Origin of the sequence: Sphingomonas yantingensis (genome assembly GCF_014199325.1) — a bacterium.
GTDB lineage: Bacteria > Pseudomonadota > Alphaproteobacteria > Sphingomonadales > Sphingomonadaceae > Sphingomonas > Sphingomonas yantingensis.
Window position 1 is genome coordinate 13,515 of sequence record NZ_JACIJJ010000002.1, and the last position, 20,414, is coordinate 33,928.

Annotated in this window: 18 protein-coding genes; 12 read left to right on the top strand and 6 right to left on the bottom strand. The window is 69.4% G+C overall.

All coding sequences use genetic code 11. From position 1 onward, the window contains the following. Positions 1–9: 9 nt before the first annotated feature. The 6 genes from FHR19_RS06295 to FHR19_RS06320 are packed head-to-tail and all read left to right on the top strand — an operon-like array spanning position 10 to position 9,207. Positions 10–2,376, top strand: coding sequence for a TonB-dependent receptor (locus FHR19_RS06295; protein ID WP_184026024.1), 2,367 nt, complete (start codon positions 10–12; stop codon positions 2,374–2,376). Continuing rightward, positions 2,376–3,326 (top strand): MBL fold metallo-hydrolase, encoded by a 951-nt coding sequence (locus FHR19_RS06300; protein WP_184026025.1) that lies wholly within the window; start codon positions 2,376–2,378, stop codon positions 3,324–3,326. The genes FHR19_RS06295 and FHR19_RS06300 overlap by 1 nt, the downstream gene beginning before the upstream one ends. Further along, on the top strand, positions 3,326–4,150 hold the full coding sequence (locus FHR19_RS06305) for an alpha/beta hydrolase (protein WP_184026027.1): 825 nt from the start codon (positions 3,326–3,328) through the stop codon (positions 4,148–4,150). The genes FHR19_RS06300 and FHR19_RS06305 overlap by 1 nt, the downstream gene beginning before the upstream one ends. After that, positions 4,147–5,454 carry a family 1 glycosylhydrolase gene (locus FHR19_RS06310; protein WP_184026029.1) on the top strand — a complete coding sequence of 436 codons (1,308 nt, stop codon included), beginning with the start codon at positions 4,147–4,149 and terminating at the stop codon, positions 5,452–5,454. Before FHR19_RS06305 ends, FHR19_RS06310 begins: the two co-directional genes overlap by 4 nt. Next, positions 5,451–5,900 (top strand): hypothetical protein, encoded by a 450-nt coding sequence (locus FHR19_RS06315; protein ID WP_184026031.1) that lies wholly within the window; start codon positions 5,451–5,453, stop codon positions 5,898–5,900. Before FHR19_RS06310 ends, FHR19_RS06315 begins: the two co-directional genes overlap by 4 nt. A gap of 16 nt (positions 5,901–5,916) precedes the next feature. Further along, complete coding sequence (locus FHR19_RS06320) at positions 5,917–9,207, top strand: glycosyl hydrolase (RefSeq protein WP_246359374.1); 3,291 nt, start codon at positions 5,917–5,919, stop codon at positions 9,205–9,207. A gap of 12 nt (positions 9,208–9,219) precedes the next feature. Here FHR19_RS06320 and lldD read toward each other — a convergent pair whose 3' ends face one another. From lldD to FHR19_RS06335, 3 genes are read right to left on the bottom strand one after another with little or no spacing between them, the layout of a single operon-like run. Then, complete coding sequence (gene lldD / locus FHR19_RS06325) at positions 9,220–10,362, bottom strand: FMN-dependent L-lactate dehydrogenase LldD (protein WP_343053227.1); 1,143 nt, start codon at positions 10,360–10,362, stop codon at positions 9,220–9,222. Next, positions 10,362–11,126 (bottom strand): L-rhamnose 1-dehydrogenase Lra1, encoded by a 765-nt coding sequence (lra1, locus tag FHR19_RS06330; RefSeq protein WP_184026036.1) that lies wholly within the window; start codon positions 11,124–11,126, stop codon positions 10,362–10,364. Before lra1 ends, lldD begins: the two co-directional genes overlap by 1 nt. Continuing rightward, complete coding sequence (locus FHR19_RS06335; RefSeq protein WP_184026039.1) at positions 11,126–11,926, bottom strand: IclR family transcriptional regulator; 801 nt, start codon at positions 11,924–11,926, stop codon at positions 11,126–11,128. The genes lra1 and FHR19_RS06335 overlap by 1 nt, the downstream gene beginning before the upstream one ends. A 52-nt stretch (positions 11,927–11,978) precedes the next feature. Here FHR19_RS06335 and rhmD point away from each other — a divergent pair, with 52 nt between their 5' ends. The 5 genes from rhmD to rhaT are packed head-to-tail and all read left to right on the top strand — an operon-like array spanning position 11,979 to position 16,738. Further along, positions 11,979–13,172 (top strand): L-rhamnonate dehydratase, encoded by a 1,194-nt coding sequence (gene rhmD, locus FHR19_RS06340; RefSeq protein WP_184026043.1) that lies wholly within the window; start codon positions 11,979–11,981, stop codon positions 13,170–13,172. Positions 13,173–13,183: 11 nt separating this feature from the next. Next, a complete protein-coding gene (locus FHR19_RS06345; protein WP_184026046.1) occupies positions 13,184–14,038 on the top strand; it encodes a 2,4-didehydro-3-deoxy-L-rhamnonate hydrolase in 855 nt (284 codons plus the stop codon). Beyond that, positions 14,035–14,778, top strand: coding sequence for an SDR family NAD(P)-dependent oxidoreductase (locus FHR19_RS06350; protein WP_184026049.1), 744 nt, complete (start codon positions 14,035–14,037; stop codon positions 14,776–14,778). The genes FHR19_RS06345 and FHR19_RS06350 overlap by 4 nt, the downstream gene beginning before the upstream one ends. An 11-nt stretch (positions 14,779–14,789) precedes the next feature. After that, complete coding sequence (locus FHR19_RS06355) at positions 14,790–15,686, top strand: amidohydrolase family protein (protein WP_184026052.1); 897 nt, start codon at positions 14,790–14,792, stop codon at positions 15,684–15,686. Continuing rightward, positions 15,683–16,738: an L-rhamnose/proton symporter RhaT gene (gene rhaT, locus FHR19_RS06360; protein WP_184026055.1), complete on the top strand. Its 1,056-nt coding sequence runs from the start codon at positions 15,683–15,685 to the stop codon at positions 16,736–16,738. The genes FHR19_RS06355 and rhaT overlap by 4 nt, the downstream gene beginning before the upstream one ends. Positions 16,739–16,753: 15 nt before the next feature. Here the strand turns inward: rhaT and FHR19_RS06365 are convergent, their stop codons facing one another. Continuing rightward, entirely contained in the window at positions 16,754–18,043 is a 1,290-nt protein-coding gene (locus FHR19_RS06365; RefSeq protein ID WP_184026057.1) for a c-type cytochrome, read from the bottom strand. Between the two features lie 201 nt (positions 18,044–18,244). Between FHR19_RS06365 and FHR19_RS06370 the strand changes: the two genes are divergently transcribed. Then, positions 18,245–18,475: a hypothetical protein gene (locus FHR19_RS06370; protein WP_184026059.1), complete on the top strand. Its 231-nt coding sequence runs from the start codon at positions 18,245–18,247 to the stop codon at positions 18,473–18,475. A 64-nt stretch (positions 18,476–18,539) separates the two neighbouring features. On the opposite strand, the gene FHR19_RS06375 is transcribed toward FHR19_RS06370, so the two are convergent. Together FHR19_RS06375 and FHR19_RS06380 are read right to left on the bottom strand one after the other, a co-directional pair. Beyond that, positions 18,540–19,376, bottom strand: coding sequence for an outer membrane protein (locus FHR19_RS06375; protein ID WP_184026062.1), 837 nt, complete (start codon positions 19,374–19,376; stop codon positions 18,540–18,542). 31 nt (positions 19,377–19,407) lie between these two features. After that, the gene (locus FHR19_RS06380) at positions 19,408–20,400 is read right to left on the bottom strand and encodes a ferritin-like domain-containing protein (RefSeq protein ID WP_184026064.1); all 993 of its coding nucleotides are present in this window, start codon (positions 20,398–20,400) and stop codon (positions 19,408–19,410) included. Between the last annotated feature and the right edge of the window lie 14 nt (positions 20,401–20,414).

Here is a 20,414-nt window from a genome sequence, read left to right on the forward strand (position 1 = left end):
GAGGAAATCATGAAGCACAATGGTCTGATGCTGCTGGCCGGGGCCAGCCTCGCGACGCTCGCAATGCCCGCCGCGGCGCAGGAGGCGCAGCCCGGCGCGACCGCGGACAACCCGCCCGAGGCGGCGGCGCAGGAAGCGGCGGATGCCGCGCAGACCGGCGACATCATCGTCACCGCCACCCGCCGCGCCAGCCGGCTTCAGGACGTGCCGCTCGCGGTCAATGCGGTGTCGGGCGAGCAACTCGCCGAAAGCGGATTCCAGAGCCTCACCGACATCCAGTACCAGATCCCCGGCGTCCAGTTCGGCAACTCGCCCAACGATGCCGGCTTCCGACTGCGCGGCGTCGGCTCGGCCGGCGGCTTCTCGTCGTCTTCGGAGCAGAATGTTGGCACCGTCGTCGACGGCGTGGTCATTCCGTTCGGCAATCCGGTGCAGAGCCTCGGCGATCTCGACCGGGTCGAGGTCTTGAAGGGCCCGCAGGGGACGCAGTTCGGCAAGAACGCCTCGTCCGGCGTCGTCAGCATCACCACCGCCAAGCCGCGGCTGGGCACGTTCGGCGGCACGATCAACGCCGCCTATGGCGAGCTCAACGATTACAATGTCGGCGCCAGCGTCAACGTGCCGCTCGGCAAGACTGCGGCGCTGTCGGTCTATGGCTTCGCGCGCGGCTATGACGGGTTCGTCGAGAATGTGAAGCGGGGCGAGACGTGGGGCGGCACCAATGCCTATGGCGGCCGCGCCAAGCTCTATTGGGAGCCGAGCGACAATTTCAGCGCCTATCTGATCGGCGACTGGTCGCGCACCAAGCAGAAGGGGCCGGGCCAGCTCTGGACCTTCAACCGGCTGCCGTCGAACGCCAACCCGCTCAACGCCGCGCGCAACGGGACCGTGCTGGCGCTCGGCATCGTGCCGGGCTTCGACAACGAACAGTCGGCCGAGGATAGCGAGGGGTATACCGACGAAAAGAACTTCGGCGGCTCGCTCGAGCTCAACCTGAAGCTCGGCGACTACAACCTCACCTCGATCACCGCGTATCGCCGGCTCGATTATGCATTCAACACCTTTGCCATCGACGCTTATCCGCTGCCGATCTTCGTCGCGCGCGGGCCGGGTGACGACCGCGATTACTGGTCGCAGGAACTGCGGCTGACGTCGCCCACCGGCTCGATGTTCGAATATGTCGCGGGCGTCTATCTGTCGCGCCAGCGTTCGGGCATCGACGGCTATAACAACAGCGCGCAGCTTCGCCCGGCGCTGCCCTTCTCGGCGCAGCCGCAATTGTCGATCACTGCGGGCCAGACCACGACCAAGACGCAGTCCGACAGTGCCGCCGCCTTCTTCGACGGCGCGATCAAGGTGAGCGACGAATTCCGCATCCTGCTCGGTGGTCGCTACAGCTATGACTGGGTGGATGCGGAGAGCTTCTCGGTCGTCGATCCGCTGTTCCCGCCGTTCGTCGGCCCCAACGGCTTCACCGTCCCCTACACGCCGCGCGCGCGTTCGACGGGCAGCACGGAAAAGGGTGACTGGTCGGGCCGCGTCGGGTTCGAGGTGAAGCCCGCGCAGGACATCCTCTTCTACGGCACCGTCGCGCGCGGCTATCTGGGGCCGACGGTCACGTTCTCGGGGCTGACCGGCAGCCAGGTACAGGTCAAGCCCCAGACCGTCGTCGACATCACCGTGGGCGCGAAGACGCAGCTGTTCGACCGGCGCCTGACGTTCAACGCCAACGTCTTTTTCGATACCTATCGCGACCTTCAGACCTCGGTCTTCAACGGGCTGGAGTTCCTGACCGAAAATGCCGGCGGGTTCGAGGCGGCCGGCTTCGAGGTCGAGGGGACATGGCGGTTCAACCGCAACTTCTCGGTCAATGCCGGCTACACCTATTCCGACACCTACTTCACCGATTACGTGACCGCGTGCCCGGACTCGACCGTGGCGGCGGGCGCGGCGGCGGTGGCGGCGCAGTGCAATGCGCCGGGCTCCACCGCGACCACGCCCTTGTTCCAGGCCAAGGGCCTGCCGCTGTCGGGCGCGCCCAAGCACAGCGTACAGGCGGGGGCCAACCTCGACCTGCCGATCAACGACCGGCTGAAGCTCGACGCGTCGGGCACCTATTATTACCGTAGCGAAGTGACCTACGATCCCGGTGAGCTTTATGCGCGCCAACCCGGCTATGACGTGGTCGGCCTGAACATCGGCATCGGCGCGCCCGATGGCAGCTGGCGGGTGGGGGCGTTCGCGCGCAACCTGTTCGATACCAAGTTCCAGTCGGCGGTGATCGTCCTGCCGTTCACGACGCCCGGCGGCGCGGTGAACTGGAACACGCGCGACGGGCGGCGGACGATCGGCGTCCAGCTGTCGGGCCGCTTCTGATGCCGGGCCTCGCCGCCGCTGCACTGGCGCTCGCGGCGGCGAGTGCGTGCCCGGTGATGGGCTGGACCACGCTCGGCACCGCGGGTGGGCCGGCGCCGACGATCGAGCGGTCCGAGCCCGCCAACCTGCTGACGTTGGGCGAGCGCCGCATCCTGGTCGATGCGGGTGACGGCACCGTGGACCAGCTGGCGCGCGCGGGGCTGACGATGGGCAGCGTTGATGCCGTCGTCATCAGCCATCTCCATCTCGATCACGCGGGAGGCCTGGGCGCCGTGATCGGGCTGCGCTGGATGAACCAGTTTCCGGGTGTCCTCACCGTCTATGGCCCGCCGGGGACGCGGGCGATGGTGGATGGCATCATCGCCTCACTTGGGCCGTCCGCAAAGGTGGGCTTCGGCCTCGGCAAGTTGCCGCCGCGGCCCGAGGACGGCGTGCGCGTGATCGAGGTCGCGGGGGGCAGTGTCACCGATCTGGGCGGCGGGCTGACGATGCGCGCGGCGGAGAACAGCCATTTCGACGACGGCCGCGGCGGCCGGGCGGGCGTCTCGCTCAGCTATCGGTTCGAGGCGGGCGGGCGCAGCATCGCCTATACCGGCGATACCGGGCCGAGCGCCGCGGTCGATCGGCTCGCCAAGGGCGCCGACCTGCTCGTGTCCGAAGTCGTCGTGTTCGACCCGCTGGTGGCCGAGATTACCGCGCGGCGGCCCAATGCGCCGCCGGGGATGCTCGCCGACATGCGCCGTCATCTGGCGACGCACCACCTGCAGCCCGAGGCGATCGGGCGGATGGCCGCGGGGGCGGGCGTCGGCCGCGTCGTCGTGACGCATTATGCGATGCCGGGTGCGCTGGGCGAGCATGCCGCCGCGATCCGCGCGGGCATCGCCGTGAGCTATCGGGGGGCGGTCGAGCTGGCGCGCGACCTGTCTAGCTACGACCTTGGTTGCCGCTGATGCACGATCCCGCCGCCATCGCCGCGCTCGGCACGCGCCTCGGCCCCGATATGCTCGCGGCGGTGCAGGCGATGTATGCCGACGAGCAGACCGACCGGACGCCGCCGGTGGTCGCGGACGCGGCCTATGGCGCGCACGAGCGGCAGCGGCTCGACGTGTACGCGCCGTACGATGCGCAGCGCCGGCCGGTGCTGCTGTGGGTGCACGGCGGCGGGTTCGTGCGCGGTGAGAAGGCAAGCGATGCACATCCCTACAACGCGCATGTCGGGCGCTGGGCGGCGCGGTCGGGGCTGGTCGGTGCAGTCATGAACTACCGCCTGCTGCCCGACGCACGCTGGCCGTCGGGCGGCGAGGACGTGGCGGCGGCGGTCGAATGGCTGGTCGCCCATGTTGCCGATAGGGGCGGCAACCCCGCGCGGATCGTCGTCGCGGGCACCTCGGCCGGGTCGGTGCATGTTGCGACCGCGATGCAACTCGGCCTGCTGCCCCCGGCGGTGTGCGGCGTGGTGCTGCTCTCCGGCCTTTACGGCGCGACCGCGCCCGAGGATCGCGACGTCCCCTATCTGGGCGAGGCCAGCCCGCTCCAACCTGCCCGAATCGCAGGGGCGGGACTGCCGATGCTGCTCGCCTGTGCCGAGCACGACCCCGACCGTTTTCAGGCCGAGACGCTGGCACTCGCCGACGCCGTCTTCGCCGCGACCGGCCGGCTCCCCCGCCTGTCGGTCGTCGCGGGACACAATCACTTCAGCCTCGCCTGTCACCTGGGCGGCAGCGACGCGCGGCTGGCCTCCGACATTCTCGATTTTGTGGAGCGACACGCATGACGATCGACCGACGCACGATGCTCGCCGGGGGCCTCGGCGCCGCCGCGCTTGCCGCCGCGCCCGTCCGCGCGGCCCCGGCGGCGCGCTTTCCGAGGGGCTTTCTCTGGGGCGCGGCGACGGCGGGGCATCAGGTGGAGGGCAACAATGTCAACAGCGACGTGTGGCTGCTCGAACATGTCGAGCCGACGATCTTCCGCGAGAAGTCGGGCGATGCCTGCAACAGCTTCGCGCTGTGGGAAACCGACCTCGACCTCGTGAAGGGGCTCGGCCTCAACAGTTACAGGTTCAGCCTCGAATGGGCGCGGATCGAGCCCGAGGCGGGGCAGTTCTCGATCGCGATGCTCGACCATTACAAGGCGATGATCGACGGCTGCCGCGCCCGCGGCCTGAACCCGCTCGTCACCTTCAGCCATTACACGACGCCGCGCTGGTTCGCCGCGCGCGGCGGCTGGCTGAACGAGGAGGCGCCGGCGCTGTTCGCGCGCTTCTGCGACCGGGCGATGCGGCATCTGGGCGCCGGCATCAGCCATGTGATGACCTTCAACGAACCCAATATCGTCCCCGTCCTCGACGTCGTCCTGCCGCCACAGGTGCAGCCGGCGATCGGCGCGATGCTGGACAGCGCGGCGCGGTCGTTGGGGGTGAAGGAACTGGCGCTCGGCAATTTGACCAAGCAGGCGGACATCCCGCGCCTGACCACCGCGCTGCTCGCCGCGCATCGGCTGGGGCGTCAGGCCATCAAGGCGGTGCGCGGCAACCTGCCGGTGGGGCTCACCATCGCGATCTTCGACGACCAGGCGGTGGGCGCGCCCGACATGCGCGACGCGATGCGCAAGCGGCTCTACGGCCCGTGGCTGGAGGCCGCGCGCGGCGACGACTTCATCGGCATCCAGAATTACGAGCGGGTGCGGTGGGGACCGTCGGGCCGCCTGCCCCCGCCGAAGGGCGCGGTGCTGACGCAGGGCGGGGGCGAGGTCTATGGCCCCTCGGTCGCCAATGCCGCGCGCTATGCGTACGAACAGGCGCGCGTGCCCGTCATCGTCACCGAGCATGGCGTGTCGGCGACCGACGACCGCATCCGCGTCGACCTGATCCGCGGCGCGCTCAAGGAACTCCAGCGCGCGATTGCCGAGGGCGTGCCGGTGCAGGGCTATGTCCACTGGTCGCTCATCGACAATTACGAATGGGTCTCGGGCTACAAGTTCAAGCACGGGCTGTTCGCGTTCGACCCCGCCACGTTCAAGCGGACGGCGAAGCCCAGCGCCGGCGTACTCGGCGCGATCGCGCGGGCGAACGCGGCGTGAGCCTGTCCGCGCTCATCGCCAGAGAGGCGGCGGTCGGCGCGGTCATCAACGGCGTGCTGAGTGCGGCGTTTGCTTTCGTGCTGTTCGGCGGGGCCCGCGTGGTCGCCGGTGCGGCGCTCGTCGCCGACGCGCCGGTCCAGAGTTTCGCGGTCGCGTTTGTGGCGACGCTCGTCCCCACGCTCCTCGTGCGACAGCGGATGCGGTGCGGCGGGCTGTCGGGTGAGGCTGCGACGCGGACCGCGGGGCATGCGGTCGTGCGGGCGCTGCTCGTCGCCGCGGCGGTTTCGCTGGGCGCATGGGGTGTTCAGGCGCTGCTGTTCGCCGATGGCGCCGGTATCGATCGGGGCGCGGTGCTGATCGGCAAGACGCTCTACGGCGCCGCGCTCGGCGCGATCGTCACCGCGGTTGCGGTGAAAGTCGCCATATGCGAATCGGGAATCCAATAATTTCGGGGGGTTGGGCATGCGTCGTCTGATGGTTGGCAGCGCGCTCGCGCTTACGCTCGCAAGTCCCGCACTGCCCCAGGCCGCGCCCGCCGATCCGCTGGCCGACGGCTTTCGCGATCCCCCGGTAGAGGCGCGGCCGCGCACTTGGTGGCACTGGCTCAACGGCAATATCAGCGAGGAGGGGATCGTCCGCGACCTTCAGTGGATGAAGGACGTGGGGCTGGGCGGCGTCCAGAACTTCGATGCCTCGCTGATGGCGCAACAGGTCGTCGACAAGCGCGTCGTCTATATGTCGCCCGAATGGCAGCGTGCCTTTTCGCTGGCGGCGCGGACGGCGGATCGGCTCGGCCTCGAGCTCGCCATCGCGTCGTCGGCGGGGTGGAGCGAGACCGGCGGGCCATGGGTGCCGCCCGCCGACGGGATGAAGAAGCTCGTCTGGTCCGAGGTGGACGTCGAGGGCGGGCAACCGCTCGCCCGGCCGCTGCCCGCGCCGCCGCGCGTTACGGGCGCGTTCGGCAACGCCCCCTTCAGCGACCCGCTGGCCGGTTTCGAGCCGGGACGGCCCGCCGCCAAGCCCGCGGCCTATGGCGACGTGCGCGTCATCGCCTGGCCCATCACCGGGCGGGCGCTTCCGGCCCCGCAGGTGGAGGGAGGGATCGACGCGGCTCCGCTGACCGACGCCGACGAGGCGACCACCGTCTCGATCGGCAAGGGCGATCCGGCGCACCCGCCGGCGATCACCTATGCCTATGCGCGGCCCGTCCGGGTCGAGGCGGTCACTTTCTACATGCCCGACGCGCTGCCGCCGTTCGGCGATCCGGCCTATCTGCCGGTGTTGCAGGCCGAGCGGCACGGGCAATGGGTCGAGGTGGCGAAGCTGCCGCTGACCGGGGTGCCGACGACCGCCGCGTTCGCGCCCGTCACAGCGCGGCGCTTCCGCGTCGTGCTCGGGCCCAATACCGGGCCGAAGCGTCCGCCGATGGAGCCGCCCGCCCCCGGCGCGGCGATGGGCGGCATCTTCCCGCCGGCGCCGCCCGCCACCACGATCGCGATCGGCACCTTCCGCCTCTATGGCGAGCCGCGCGTCGACCGGGGCGAGGCAAAGGCGGGCTTCTCGACCGTGCTCGACTATCACGCGATCGCCGGCCGCGTGCCCGAGGGGGCGGCAGCCCCGGCCGCCAAGGTGATCGACCTCACCGCGCGCCTCCGCCCCGACGGCACGCTCGACTGGACCCCGCCCAGGGGGAGCCGCTGGCGGATCGCGCGGCTCGGCTGGTCGCTGATCGGCAAGACCAACCATCCGGCCACGCCCGAATCGACGGGGCTGGAAGTCGACAAGATGGATGGCGCCGCGGTCCGCCGGTATCTCGACACCTATCTGACGCGCTACCGCGCCGCGGCGGGGGCGGGGATGCTCGGCGAGCGCGGCGTGCGCGCGCTGCTGACCGACAGTATCGAGGCGGGGCCGGCGAACTGGACGCCGCGGCTTCTCGAGCAGTTCCGCCGGCTGCGCGGCTATGATCCGACGCCATGGCTACCGACGCTGACCGGCGCGGTGATCGACAGCCGCGCGCGCACCGACGCGTTCCTCTACGACTGGCGCCGGACACTCGCCGATCTGGTCGCGAGCGAGCATTATGCGACCGTGGCCGAGGTGGCGCACGCCGCCGGGCTGAAGGTTTACGGCGAGGCGCTGGAGGATCAGCGACCGCAGCTTGGCGACGACATGGCGATGCGCGCCTATGCCGACGTGCCGATGGCGGCGATGTGGACGTGGCCGCGCGGGTCGGCCCCGCGCCCGACGCTGATCGGCGATGCGATCGGCGCCGCGTCGGTCGCGCACGTCCATGGCAAGCGATATGTCGCGGCGGAGAGCATGACTGCGTTCATGGCCCCCTGGGCCTTCGCGCCCGCGGACCTGAAGCGTGTCATCGACCTCGAATTCGCGCTCGGCATCAACCGGCCGGTCGTCCACACCTCGGTCCACAATCCGGTCGAGGACAAGAAGCCGGGGCTGAGCCTCGCGGTGTTCGGCCAGTATTTCAATCGCTTCGACAGCTGGGCCACGATGGCGCGGCCCTGGGTCGACTACATGGCGCGGACGGGCTTCCTCCTTCAGCAGGGGCGTCACGTCGCCGACGTCGCCTGGTTCTATGGCGAGGAAGCGCCGATCACCGCGATCTTCGCCAACAAGGTGCCGGGCGACCTGCCCAAGCGGCACGGCTTCGACATGGTCAATGCCGCGATCCTTGCCGATCTGAAGGTCGAGGGGCGCGAGCTCGTCTCCGCGGGCAGCGCCCGGTACCGCGCGCTCTACCTCGGCGGCAGCAGCGAGCGGATGACACTGGCGACGCTGGAAAGGGTCGACGCGATCCTTGCCGCTGGCATCCCCGTGATCGGCCGGACGCCGAAGGACTCGCCCGCGCTCGCCGACGATTCCGTCGCCGTCCGCCGCCTGATCGCGAAAGTGGCGCCGCGACTGACGCCGATAACGGGCGACGATCTCGACGCCGCGCTCGAAGGTGCCGGGATCGGTGCCGATGTGCGGCTTTCGGGCGGGGACATGCTGTTCCAGCATCGCCGCGATGGCGCCCGCGATGTCTATTTCCTGTCGAACCGCCGCGATCGGGCCGAGCGGGTCCAGGCGAGCTTTCGCGCCGCCGGCACGCCGACGCTGTGGCATGCCGAAACCGGGCGGCGCGAAGCAGTCGCGTTCCGGCGCGACGGGGACGGGACGATCGTCGACCTCGACCTCGAGGCGGAAGGGGCCGTCTTCGTCGTCTTCGGTGCGGACGCCCCGCCCGCTGCCGCAGCACTGCGCCCGGTCATGGCGCTCGACGACGGCTGGACGGTGGCATTCGAGCCGCGCCGGGGTGCGCCGACCGAGGCAAAGCTCGACCGGCTAGCCGCGCTCGACACGAATGCGGACCCGCGCATCCGCTATTTCTCGGGCGTCGCGACCTATCGCCGGGTCGTCGACCTGCCCGCGGGGCGGCACGAGGCGATGACGCTCGACCTCGGCCGCGTCGGCGACCTGGCCGAGGTTCGCGTCAACGGCGCGGTCGTCGGCAACGCTTGGCATGCGCCGTATCGCGTCGATCTCGGCCGGTCGCTGCGCCCGGGGCGCAACGTGCTGGAGGTGCGGGTCGCGAACACCTGGGTCAATCGCCTGATCGGCGATGCGCAGCCGGGGGCGGCCAAGGTGACGTGGACGTCGCTGCCGACCTATCGCGCGGACGCGCCGCTCCGCCCGGCGGGGCTGATCGGCCCGGTGGTGCTGTTGGCCGGGGATCGCGGCGGGCGGTAGCGCCCGGCCCGTTCAGACCAGAACGGTCCGGTCGATCTCCGCGACGCTGCGCCGCCCGGTCAGCGTCATCGCGACGCGCATCTCCGCGGCAATCAGGTCGAGAAGGTGCGCCACCCCCGCCTCGCCCCGCGCCGAGAGGGCATAGGCCCAGGCACGGCCGAGCAGTACGCCCTTCGCGCCCAGCGCGAGCATCCGCACGACGTCGAGGCCCGAGCGCACGCCGCCGTCGGCCAACACGGTCAGGCGATCGCCCACCGCCGCGGCGATCGGCGGCAGCGCCTGTGCCGTGGCGGGCACGCCGTCGAGCTGGCGGCCGCCATGGTTGGAGACGACGATGCCGTCCGCGCCGAGCGACGCGGCAGCGCGCGCATCCTCGGGGTCGAGCACACCCTTGATGACCAGCGGGCCGTCCCATTCGGCGCGAATAAAATCGAGATCGGCCCAGGTGACGCTCGCGTCGAAATTGCCGCGCATCCAGCCGAGGAAATCCTCCAGCCCGCTATCCTTGCCGAGCACGGGCGCGACATTGCCGAGCTGGTGCGGGCGTCCGTGGATGCCGACGTCCCAGGCCCAGCCGGGACGGAGCACCGCCTGCCACCAGCGGCGCATATCGGCTCTTAGCCCACTAGCGCCCGACAGCCCCGAATGGATGTCGCGGTAGCGCGAGCCGGGAACGGGCATGTCGACGGTGAAGACGAGGACCGAGCAGTTCGCCGCGCGCGCCTGTGCCAACAGGTCGCGCATGAAGCCGCGGTCGCGGATCATGTAGAGCTGGAACCAGAGCGGGCGGGGACTGGCTGGCGCAACCTCGGCCAGCGGGCAGCAGGAGACGGTCGAGAGGCAGAAGGGCACCCCCGCCGCCGCCGCGGCGCGCGCGGCCTGAACCTCGCCGCGGCGGGCATTCATGCCGGCAAGGCCGACTGGCGCGAGCGCGACGGGCAGTGCGGTCGCCTCCCCAAACAGGCTGCTCGACAGGTCGACGCCGTCGACGCCGGTCAGGACGCGCTGGCGCAGAGCCACCGCCTCCAGCGCCTCGACATTGCGGCGCAGCGTCACCTCGGCATAGCTGCCGCCGTCGATATATTCGAACAGGAACGGCGGCAGGCGCCGGCGCGCGAGCTCGCGATAGTCGATGGCGGAGGCGGCGCGGCGGATCACTGGAGGTTCACGTACGCGCCGCCGTCGACCAGCAGCGCGGCGCCGGTCACGTAAGCGGCCATGTCGCTGGCCAGAAAGACGATCGGCCCCGCCAGATCCTCCGCCTCGCCCAGCCGGCCGAGCGGGATGCGCGCGGTCATGCGGTCGCGCTTTTCCTGATCGGCAAGGTCATCCCTGTTGATCTCGGTCAGGATCGTCCCCGGCAACACCGAATTGCAGCGGATGCCGTGCCGGCCAAGCGCGATCGCCGCCGACTGCATCAGCGAATGTACCCCCGCCTTGGTCGGCGTGTAGTGCGTCTGGAACTCGCCGCCGACCAGCGCGGAGATCGACGAGACCGCGACGATCGCGCCGCCCTCGCCCTGCGCCACCATCGCCCGCGCCGCCGCCTGGCACATGTAATAGGCGCCGTGCAGGTTGACGCGCATCGTCCGCTCCAGCGTCTCGGGCGGCATGTCGAGGAAGCTGTGGAAAGGGCAGATGCCCGCGTTCGACACCATCACGTCGATGCGCCCGAACGCGTCCTTCGCCGCCGTGACGAAGGCCGTGGCGGTTTCCGGCAACGCCACGTCGCCCTGCACCGCGATCGCGCGCCCGCCCGCCGCCTCGATCTCCGCGACGCAGCTTTCCGCCTTTTCGGCGCTGGCGGCGTAGTTGATCGCGACGTTCGCCCCGTGCTTCGCCGCGCCGATCGCCGCGGCGCGACCGATGCCGGTCGATGCGCCGGTCACGAGCACGGTCTTTCCTTCGAGCAGTCGCATCAGCTTCTCTCTTTTCCGGGGTTCCAGCCGAGGTCGCGGCCGATCGCCTGCGCCGCGGCGCGGACGGTGTCGGCCAGCGCGGCCATCCGCGCGTCGTCCATATATTGCGCCGCGCTCGACACGCTGATCGCGCCGGCGATCCGGCCGGCGGCGTCGCGTACGGGCGCGGCGACGCAGCGGATCGCGTCCTCGTTCTCTTCGAGGTCAAAGGCGTGGCCCGCGGCGACATAATCCTGCATCCGCGCGGTCCAGCGATCGAAATCGGCGGGCGGGGCGCCGCGCGCGCGGTCGGCGTCGAACTGGCCGCGCCAGCCGGTGTGCGGGTCGTCGAGCATCAGCGCCTTGCCGAGGCCGGTCGAGGTCAGCGGGTGGCGGTCGCCGATGCGGCTCGAAATCTCGATCCGGCGGCGGCCGGGCAGCTTGTCGAGATAGAGCGCGACGTCACCCTCGCGACGGCCGAGATGCACCGTATCCTCGCACGCCGCCGCCAGCGCCTCCAGATGCGGGCGCGCGACCTGGACGAGGTCGGCCTGCGCCTGTGCGAGAAAGCCGAGCTGCATCAGTTTCGGCCCGAGCCGATAGCCGTCGCCGGGGCGAAAGGTGAGGAAGCCGGTATCGACCAGCGCATTCGCGAGCCGATGCGTGGTCGAGCGGCTGAGCCCCATCCGCTGCGACAGATCGGCGAGCTTTACCGTGTCGCCGCCGACCGCATCGAGCATCGCCAGGCCGCGCAGCAGCGTCTGGCTGCCGCCGCCGCTGGCAACTTGCAAAGCATCGGCGGATGCGGCATCACGTTCCATATTGCGAAAGCTAGTCCCATCATATGGGAATGTAAAGCGCAGAGAGGATGTGATGGCCGCGATTTCGTTTCCCCGGATTGCCCATGTCCGCGCCTTTACCGTGCGTGGCGGCGGGGCCGACTATCATGACCAGGGGGCGGGCCACTGGATCGACGACCACATCGCCACGCCGATGAGCCGCTATCCCGAATACCGCCAGTCGCGGCAGAGCTTCGGCATCAACGTGCTCGGCACGCTGGTGGTCGAGATCGAGGCGGAGGACGGCACGATCGGCTTCGCGGTGACGACCGGCGGCGAGCCCGCCTGCTTCATCGTCGAACGGCACCTGGCCCGCTTTCTGGAGGGGCGCGACCCGCGCGTGGTCGAGAAGATCTGGGATCAGATGTATTTCTCGACCCAATATTACGGGCGCAAGGGCCTGGTCGTGAATGCGATCTCGGGCGTCGACCTCGCGCTCTGGGACCTGCTGGGCAAGCTGCGGCAGGAGCCGGTTCACCATCTGCTCGGCGGCGCGGTGCGAGGCGAGCTGCAATTCTATGCGACCGGCGCGCGGCCCGACGTGGCGAAGAAACTGGGCTTCATCGGCGGCAAGATGCCGCTGCACCACGGCCCGGCCGAGGGGCTGGAGGGGTTCCACAAGAACATCGCCGAATTGGCCGAGATGCGCGCCCGCGTCGGCCCCGACTTCTGGCTGATGTGGGACTGCTGGATGGCGCTCGACGTCGACTATGCCACCCGCCTCGCCATCGCCGCGCACGAACACGGCCTCAAATGGATCGAGGAGGCGATCAGCCCGGACGACTACTGGGGCTATGCCGAGCTGCGCCGCAACGTGCCGCGCCGAATGCTCGTCACCACCGGAGAGCATGAGGCGACGCGCTGGGGGTTCCGCCTGCTGCTCGAGATGGAATGCTGCGACATCATCCAGCCCGATGTCGGCTGGTGCGGCGGCGTGACCGAGCTTCTGAAGATCAGCGCGCTCGCGGATGCGCGCGGCAAGCTGGTCGTGCCGCATGGCTCGTCGGTCTACAGCTATCACTTCGTCGCGACGCGCCACAACTCGCCCTTCGCGGAGTTCCTGATGATGCATCCCGGCCCGACCGAGGTCGTGCCGATGTTCCATCCTCAACTGATCGGGGAGCCCGTGCCCGTGAACGGCCGGCTGCCCGTCTCCGCGCTCGACAAGCCCGGCTTCGGCGTCGAGCTGAACCGCGACCTCAATTACCACCGCCCCTATCCGCACTGAGGAACGATCCCATGAAATTCTGCCGCTACGGCCCGCAGGGCGCCGAAAAGCCCGGCCTGATCGACGCCGATGGCCGCGTCCGCGACCTGTCGGGCCGTATCGACGACGTGACCGTCGCCGCCATCGCCGGCCTGTCGGTCGATCCGGAAACGCTGCCGCTGGTGGAGGGCACCCCGCGCCTCGGCGTGCCGGTCAAGGGCATCGGCAAGATCGTCGCGATCGGCCTCAATTACGAGGATCACGCGATCGAATCCAACCTGCCGATCCCGGCCGAGCCGATGATGTTCATGAAGGCGCTGTCGTCGCTGACCGGCCCGAACGACGAGGTGATGATCCCCAAGGGATCGACGCATACCGACTGGGAAGTCGAGCTCGCCGTCGTCATCGGCAGGATCGCGCGCCATGTCGAGGAAACCGACGCGCTTTCGCACGTCGCGGGCTACGCGATCGCCAACGACGTGTCGGAACGCTTCGACCAGAAACAGCGCGGATCGCAATGGTCGAAGGGCAAGGGCCACGACACATTCTGTCCGCTCGGCCCCTGGCTGGTGACGCCCGATGAAGTGGGCGACCCCCAGGCGCTCGACATGTTCCTCGACGTCAACGGCGAGCGGATGCAGACCGGCAATACCCGAACGATGATCTTCGGCGTCGCCGAACTGATCGCCTATGTCAGCCGCTTCGTCACGCTCTACCCCGGCGATGTGATGATTACCGGCACCCCGCCGGGTGTCGGCGAGGGCAAGAAGCCGAACGCCACCTATCTGAAGGCTGGCGACACGATGCGGCTCGGCATCGCCGGCCTCGGTGAGCAGCACCAGCAGGTCGTAGCGTGGCGGCACCTCGGCGACGCGGTGCTCGGATGAGCGTCTTTGCGGGCCGGTTCGCGGGCCGCGCCGCGATCGTCACCGGCGGCGCCTCGGGCCTCGGCCTTGCCGTCGCAGAGCGGATCGTGGCGGAGGGCGGGCGCGTCTCGCTCTGGGACATGAGCGATGCGCTCGACGCTGCCTGCGCGCGGCTCGGCGCGCATGCCGTACGCGTCGACGTATCGGACGAGGATGCGGTCGATGCCGCCGCGACCGCCAGCGAGGCGGCGCTCGGCCGCGTCGACATCCTGGTCTGCTCGGCCGGCATCACCGGGCCGACGGTGCCGGTGCACGAATTCGGGTTCGAGGGGTGGCGGCGCACGCTGTCGATCAACCTCGACGGCGTGTTCCTCTGCAATCGCGCGGTCGTGCCGCTGATGCTGGCGGGCGGCTATGGACGGATCGTCAACGTCTCTTCGGTCGCGGGCAAGGAGGGCAATCCCAATGCCAGCGCCTATTCGGCGTCGAAGGCGGGCGTGATCGGCTTTACCAAGTCGCTGGGCAAGGAGCTGGCGGGCGCGGGCATCATCGTCAACGCGCTGACCCCCGCGACGTTCGAGAGCCCGATCCTCGCGCAGCTTCCCCCCGAGCAGGTCGCTTACATGCGCGGCAAAATCCCCATGGGCCGCCTCGGCGAAGTGGCGGAGAGCGCGGCGATGGTGTGCTTCATGGCGAGCGAGGAATGCAGCTTCACCACCGCCGCGACGTTCGACACGTCGGGCGGGCGCACCACTTACTGAAGGCGCCGGCGATGTCGCCGCCCTTCGTCGATGCGCACGTCCACCTCTGGGACCTCTCGCGCATCCGCTATCCGTGGCTGACGCCGCCCTTCGCCGATGACGGCCCCAACGGATCGGTCGAAAGAATCGCGCGCGATTACGGCCTCGCCGACTATCGTGCGGATGCGGCCGGCTGGGACGTGCGCGGGATCGTCCATGTCGATGCCGGGGCCGATCCGGCACAGGCGCTGGACGAGACCGCGTGGCTGCAAGGGCTGGCCGAAGAGACCGGCTTGCCGAGCGCGATCGTCGCGTTCGCCGACCTCGCCGGCTCGAACCTCGACGCGCTGCTCGCCGCCCATGTCGCGCACAAGAACGTCCGCGGCATCCGGCATATCGTCAACTGGCACCCCGATCCGCGGCGCAGCTATACCCCGCGCGACGTGACGCAGGATGACGCGTGGCAGGCGGGATATGCCCGGCTCGCCGCGCATGACCTGAGCTTCGACCTCCAGGCCTATCCCGGCCAGTTCCCCGCACTCGCCCGGCTGATCGTGCGCCATCCGGGCACGCCGGTGATGCTTAACCACGCCGGCATGATGGTGCCCGGCGAGGAGGCAGAGTGGCATGCGGGGATGCGCGCGCTCGCCGCCGTCCCGCATGTCGCGGTCAAGCTGTCCGGCTTCGGTTTCACCCGCCGGCCGTTCGATGCGCATCACGCGCGCGGCATCATCCTGTCGGCGATCGACTGGTTCGGGACCGACCGGGTGATGGTCGCCAGCGACTTTCCGACCGACAAGCTCTTCGGCCCCTTTGACGCGCAGCTTTCCGCCTGCGCCGCCGCCGTCGCCGATTTCACCGAGGATGAGCAGCGGGCGATGTTCGCCGGCAACGCCAACCGCCTCTATCGCCTGGGCCTCTCGCTATGACCCCCAATCCGCTGATCGGCGTCCTCTATCACTGGCTGGGCGGCTTCGCCTCGGCGAGCTTCTATGTCCCCTATCGCGGCGTGAAGCGGTGGAGCTGGGAAATCTACTGGCTGACCGGCGGTATCTTTTCCTGGGCGATCGCGCCGTGGTTCTTCGCCTCGCTCCAGACCAGCGACCTGCTCGGTGTGCTGGGCGCGGCGCCGTCCGGCGCGATCCTGTGGCCTTTCGTGTTCGGGATGCTGTGGGGACTGGGCGGTCTCACCTATGGGCTCACCATGCGCTATCTCGGCCTGTCGCTCGGCATGGCGGTGGTGCTGGGGCTGTGCACGGTGTTCGGCACGTTGATCCCGCCGATCTTCACCGGCGAGTTCGGGCCGAAGCTGCTCGGCACCGCCAGCGGCAACGTCATCCTGATCGGGCTGGCGGTGACGCTGCTCGGCATCGGCGTCGTCGCGATGGCGGGCGCGCGCAAGGATGCGAGCTTGTCGGCGGAGCAGAAGGCCGCCGCCGTCGCCGAGTTCGATTTTCGCAAGGGCCTTGCCGTCGCGATCTTCTCGGGCGTCATGTCCTCCTGCTTCGCCTTCGGGCTGGCGGCGGGCGAGCCGATCAAGGCGCTGTCGGCCGCCGCGGGCACCGGGCCGCTCTGGACCGGGCTGCCGATCCTCTGCCTCGTCATGGCCGGGGGTCTCGTCACCAATGCGATCTGGTGCGCGATCCTGATCGCCCGCAACAAGAGCGCCGGCCAGTGGACCGGCCGCGGCGAGGCGGCGGGGGCGGCGCTGCTGCCCAACTATCTCCTCTCGGCGCTGGCGGGTACGACCTGGTACTTCCAGTTCTTCTTCTATTCGATGGGGGAGAGCCAGATGGGCAGCCTCGGCTTTTCGAGCTGGACGCTGCACATGGCCTCGATCATCATCTTCGGCACGCTCTGGGGCTTCGCGTTTCGCGAATGGAAGGCGGCGAGTGCACCCGTCCGCGCGGCGGTGTGGAGCGGCGTCGGTATCCTCGTCCTCGCTACCGTCGTCATCGGTTACGGCAACAGCCTCGCCTGACGGCTCGCGGCAGGGTCAGTTCGCCGCGAGGCGCGCCGGGGCGATATCTTTCGCCTCGACCGGCGGGGCGGCGGGCGAGCGGCTGGCGTAATAGAGTGACACGGCCTCGATCTCCCGGTCCGTCATCTTCGCGGCGACCGCGGGCATCGGGTTGGCGGGCACGTCGCCGCCGCGAACGCCTGTACGATACAGGCGCAGCTGGTCGCGCAGATAGAGCGGATACTGCCCGTCGAGCCCCGGATAGGCCTTGCTCGCGGCGGCGGTGACACCGTGACAACTGGCGCACCCGGCGACGCCGCGATCGGGAAGGCCGCGGACCGCGATCCGCTCGCCAAGCGCCAGCGTCGTGGGATCGGCCTTGACCGCCGCGCCCGAAACCTTGGGCTGCGACGAATAATAGCCGGCAAGGCCCGCGATCTGCTGCGGCGTCAGCTGGACCGCGACATTCTGCATGATGCCGCTCTGGCGGACGCCGGTGCGGTAGAGATTGAGCTGCCGGATGATCTGCTCTCGCGTGAGCAGGGCGATGTTCGGGATGCCGCCGCTGGCGCGCGCACGCCCGTCGACGCCGTGGCACGCGACGCAGCTCTTGCCGATCTCCGCCACTTCGGCGCTATGGCCGAAGCCGAGCGCGGGCGTGGAGAAGTTGACCGCCGCCTCTGCCGTCCGCGTCCCGCCGATCACATAGGGCTGCGGGCGGAGGTCACCCGGCGGCAGCATCGGCAGCGCGCCGGTCGCATTCTTCGACGCACCGAGCGTGACGTCGCGATACTGCTGATAGTTCATGTTCTTCATCGCGCCGAGGAAGGCGACCATCGCCCACACCTCGTCGTCGCGGTCGCCCGCGGGCCAGGCGGGCATCGCGCTGTACTTGACGCCGTGCTTGACGATCCAGAACAGCTCGGACGGCGTATATTCCTTGAGCGAGGAGCCCATCAGATATTGCGGCTGGGGGCGCATCGACAGCGCGATCGGGTTCTGGCCCATCCCCGGCGCACCGTGGCAGTTCGAGCAGACGCGGTCGTAATGCGTCGCGCCCTTTTCGATCAGCGCGGCCGACCTGATCTCCGCCGGCGGGTCGAGATTGCGCGAATGGAAGGCGACCGAACGCTGGAAGGCGAAATGGAGGAAGCTCGCCCACCCCTGCGGATGCGGGGTCGAGGCGGCGAGATTGAGCACCCCCGACATCGCCAGCAGCACCGCACCGATGCCGCCGATCAGGCCCGCGGTCGCCAGCGGAACGAGCCACTGACGGATCTTCCTGGGAAAGAATTCGCGACGGACGGGGGGGCGGGGATCGGTCACGAACTGATTTCCATCAATAATGCATCTTTCCGCGAACCCGCGGATGCCGCGCTGGTTCCGATGCGGCCCGCGGCGATGGACCAATGTCCGTAACCGTCCGTCCTGCCTCGTGCATTGGCAATTGCCGGCAATCCTGTACGCTGGCGTTCCACGAGAGAGGGACGGCGCATGCGCATCCCGCTTCAGATGCAGAGGTCGCCGTTGAAACGCTTTCTGATCGCCGCCCGCGTCCTGCTGCTCGTGACGCTGTTGTTCCTGCCGTCGATGGGGGTGCTGATGGGCGTCGCGTTCCTGACCGGGTCGACGCGATGGTTCCTGTTCGTCGGCACGCCCGTGGTGCTGGCGAATGCGGCGATCGTTCTGTGGAAGCCGCAGCGCCGGCGGATCTGGGCCTGGACGGGCGCGATCAGCGGGCGGCGATCGGCGGTATAGCCGACGAGCGGGTTCGGCGAGACGGCCCCATGGCCGCGCTCGCCTCCCCAGGGGACGTCCGAAGCTAGAAGCGGAACGCGGCGGTCACGCGCATCGTGTGGAAGTCGAAGCGCGGGTCGCTGCGGCTGAACTCGGTGCCGGGCTGGCCGTTCAGGACGAACGGATTGCTCGCCACCGCATTGCCCGCGGTCGCGCGGACGCGGTAATCGTCCTCGGTATAGCGGGTATAGAGATATTCGAGCCCGACCGAGAAATTGCGGCCCAGCGCCTGCTCGACACCGCCGCCGAACACCGCCCCCTTTGAGAACAGCTTGCGGCCGTTGTCGGAAAAGGCGTTGACGGTGTTGCTGGTCGTGAAGCTGTTCTTGATCCGCGCATAGGCCGGACCGCCGGTCGCGTAGAACAGCGTCTTGCCGCCCGCGGCATAGCCGAAGCGGCCACGGATATTGGCCTCCCACTCGATCTCGCGCGTCATCGTGTAGAAGGCGGGGGTGGTGCTGAACGAGCTGACGCTGTCGATCACCTCCGTCCGGCCGAACTCGCCCAGCACGCCGACGACGAAATCGCCGATCCGCGCGTCCCAGCCGATGCGGCCGTGATAGGCGATGTCGTCCTTGTCGTTGCGACACGCATTGGCCGGTCGCGGGCCGTTCGCCGCACCGTTGCAGAAGCCCGGCGAGAAGGCATTGGCCCCGGTCGTCGTCGTGATCGTGTCATACGATCCGTCGAAGCCGCGGTCGAACCGCTGGAACTCGCGCACGTCATTGTTCTGGACGCCGATCCCGAACGAGCCGCCGACATAGGGGCCGTTGAAATTGTCGTCGCTCGGCGCGTCCTGCGCCATGGCGGGCGCGGCGGCGAGCGCCAGCGCCGCCACGGTTGCGTGCATCAGGTGTCGCATGGTCGAAACTCCCCTTTGGTCCGCTTGCGCGTCAGTTGGCGGCGCTCAGCCGGATGTTGCCGTTGACGCCCGCGGGGAAGAACCCGCCGCGATCGGTCGCCAGCTTGTTGAGATAGGCGATGTTGAGCACCTGTCCCGCCGACCGGCTATAGGCGACGCCCGAGCCGTCGGTCGGCACGATGTTGGACGCATTGCCGTTCGGGCGGACGCCCTGGTCGAGGTCGCTGGTCCCGTCGAGGCTGTCGCGCGCGTTCGAGATCGCCTCCGTCGCGTCGATCAGCGCTGTCGTGTTGACGCCCTTTCGATAGAGGACGGTCCGCACGAGGCCAGCGTGATACGCCTCCGCCGCGAGGATGCCGGCGGCGGCCTCCAGGAACCCCTTGTTGGTGATGAGCACCGACGCGCCCTTGTAGGCGGTGACGCCCACATCCTCGAAGATGAACGCGCCGAGTAGGAAATTCTCGTCGCTGGCATAGGGGTCGAACGACGCGCCCGCGCCGATCAGCCCCGCCGCGCGCGCGGCCGAGGAGAAGGCGCCGTTGGGGTCGGTACCGATGTCGAGCGCGGGCTGTGCGACCGCGCTGGCGCCGAGATTGCGGCGCAGGAAGGCGACGTGCGCGATCTCGTCATTGGCGATTTCTCGCGCATATTGGCGCACCAGCGGATCGGTGAAGTTCACCGCGCGCCCGCCGGTGACGCCGCCCTGCGTGCCCGTGCCCGTCAGCTGATTGGCGGGCAGGCCGGTGCCGAACGCCGCGAACGAATAGAATTGCGCCTCGAGATATTCGAGGTTGAGCGCGAAATTGAGCACGTCCGCGTCGGTCAGCGGCGCCGGCGTGGGCGTCGGCGTCGGCTGGATGATCGGCTGGAAGTCGTTCTTGCTGCCGCCGCCGCAGGCGGCGAGCAGCGACGCCCCGGCCACCGCGGCGGAGGCGGTGCCGGCGGTGCGCAGGAAACGGCGGCGTTCCTCGCGACGATGGTCGCAGGCGTCGAGAATCTGGGATAGCTGGTCGGTCTGGCTCATGTCGTCCTCCCGTT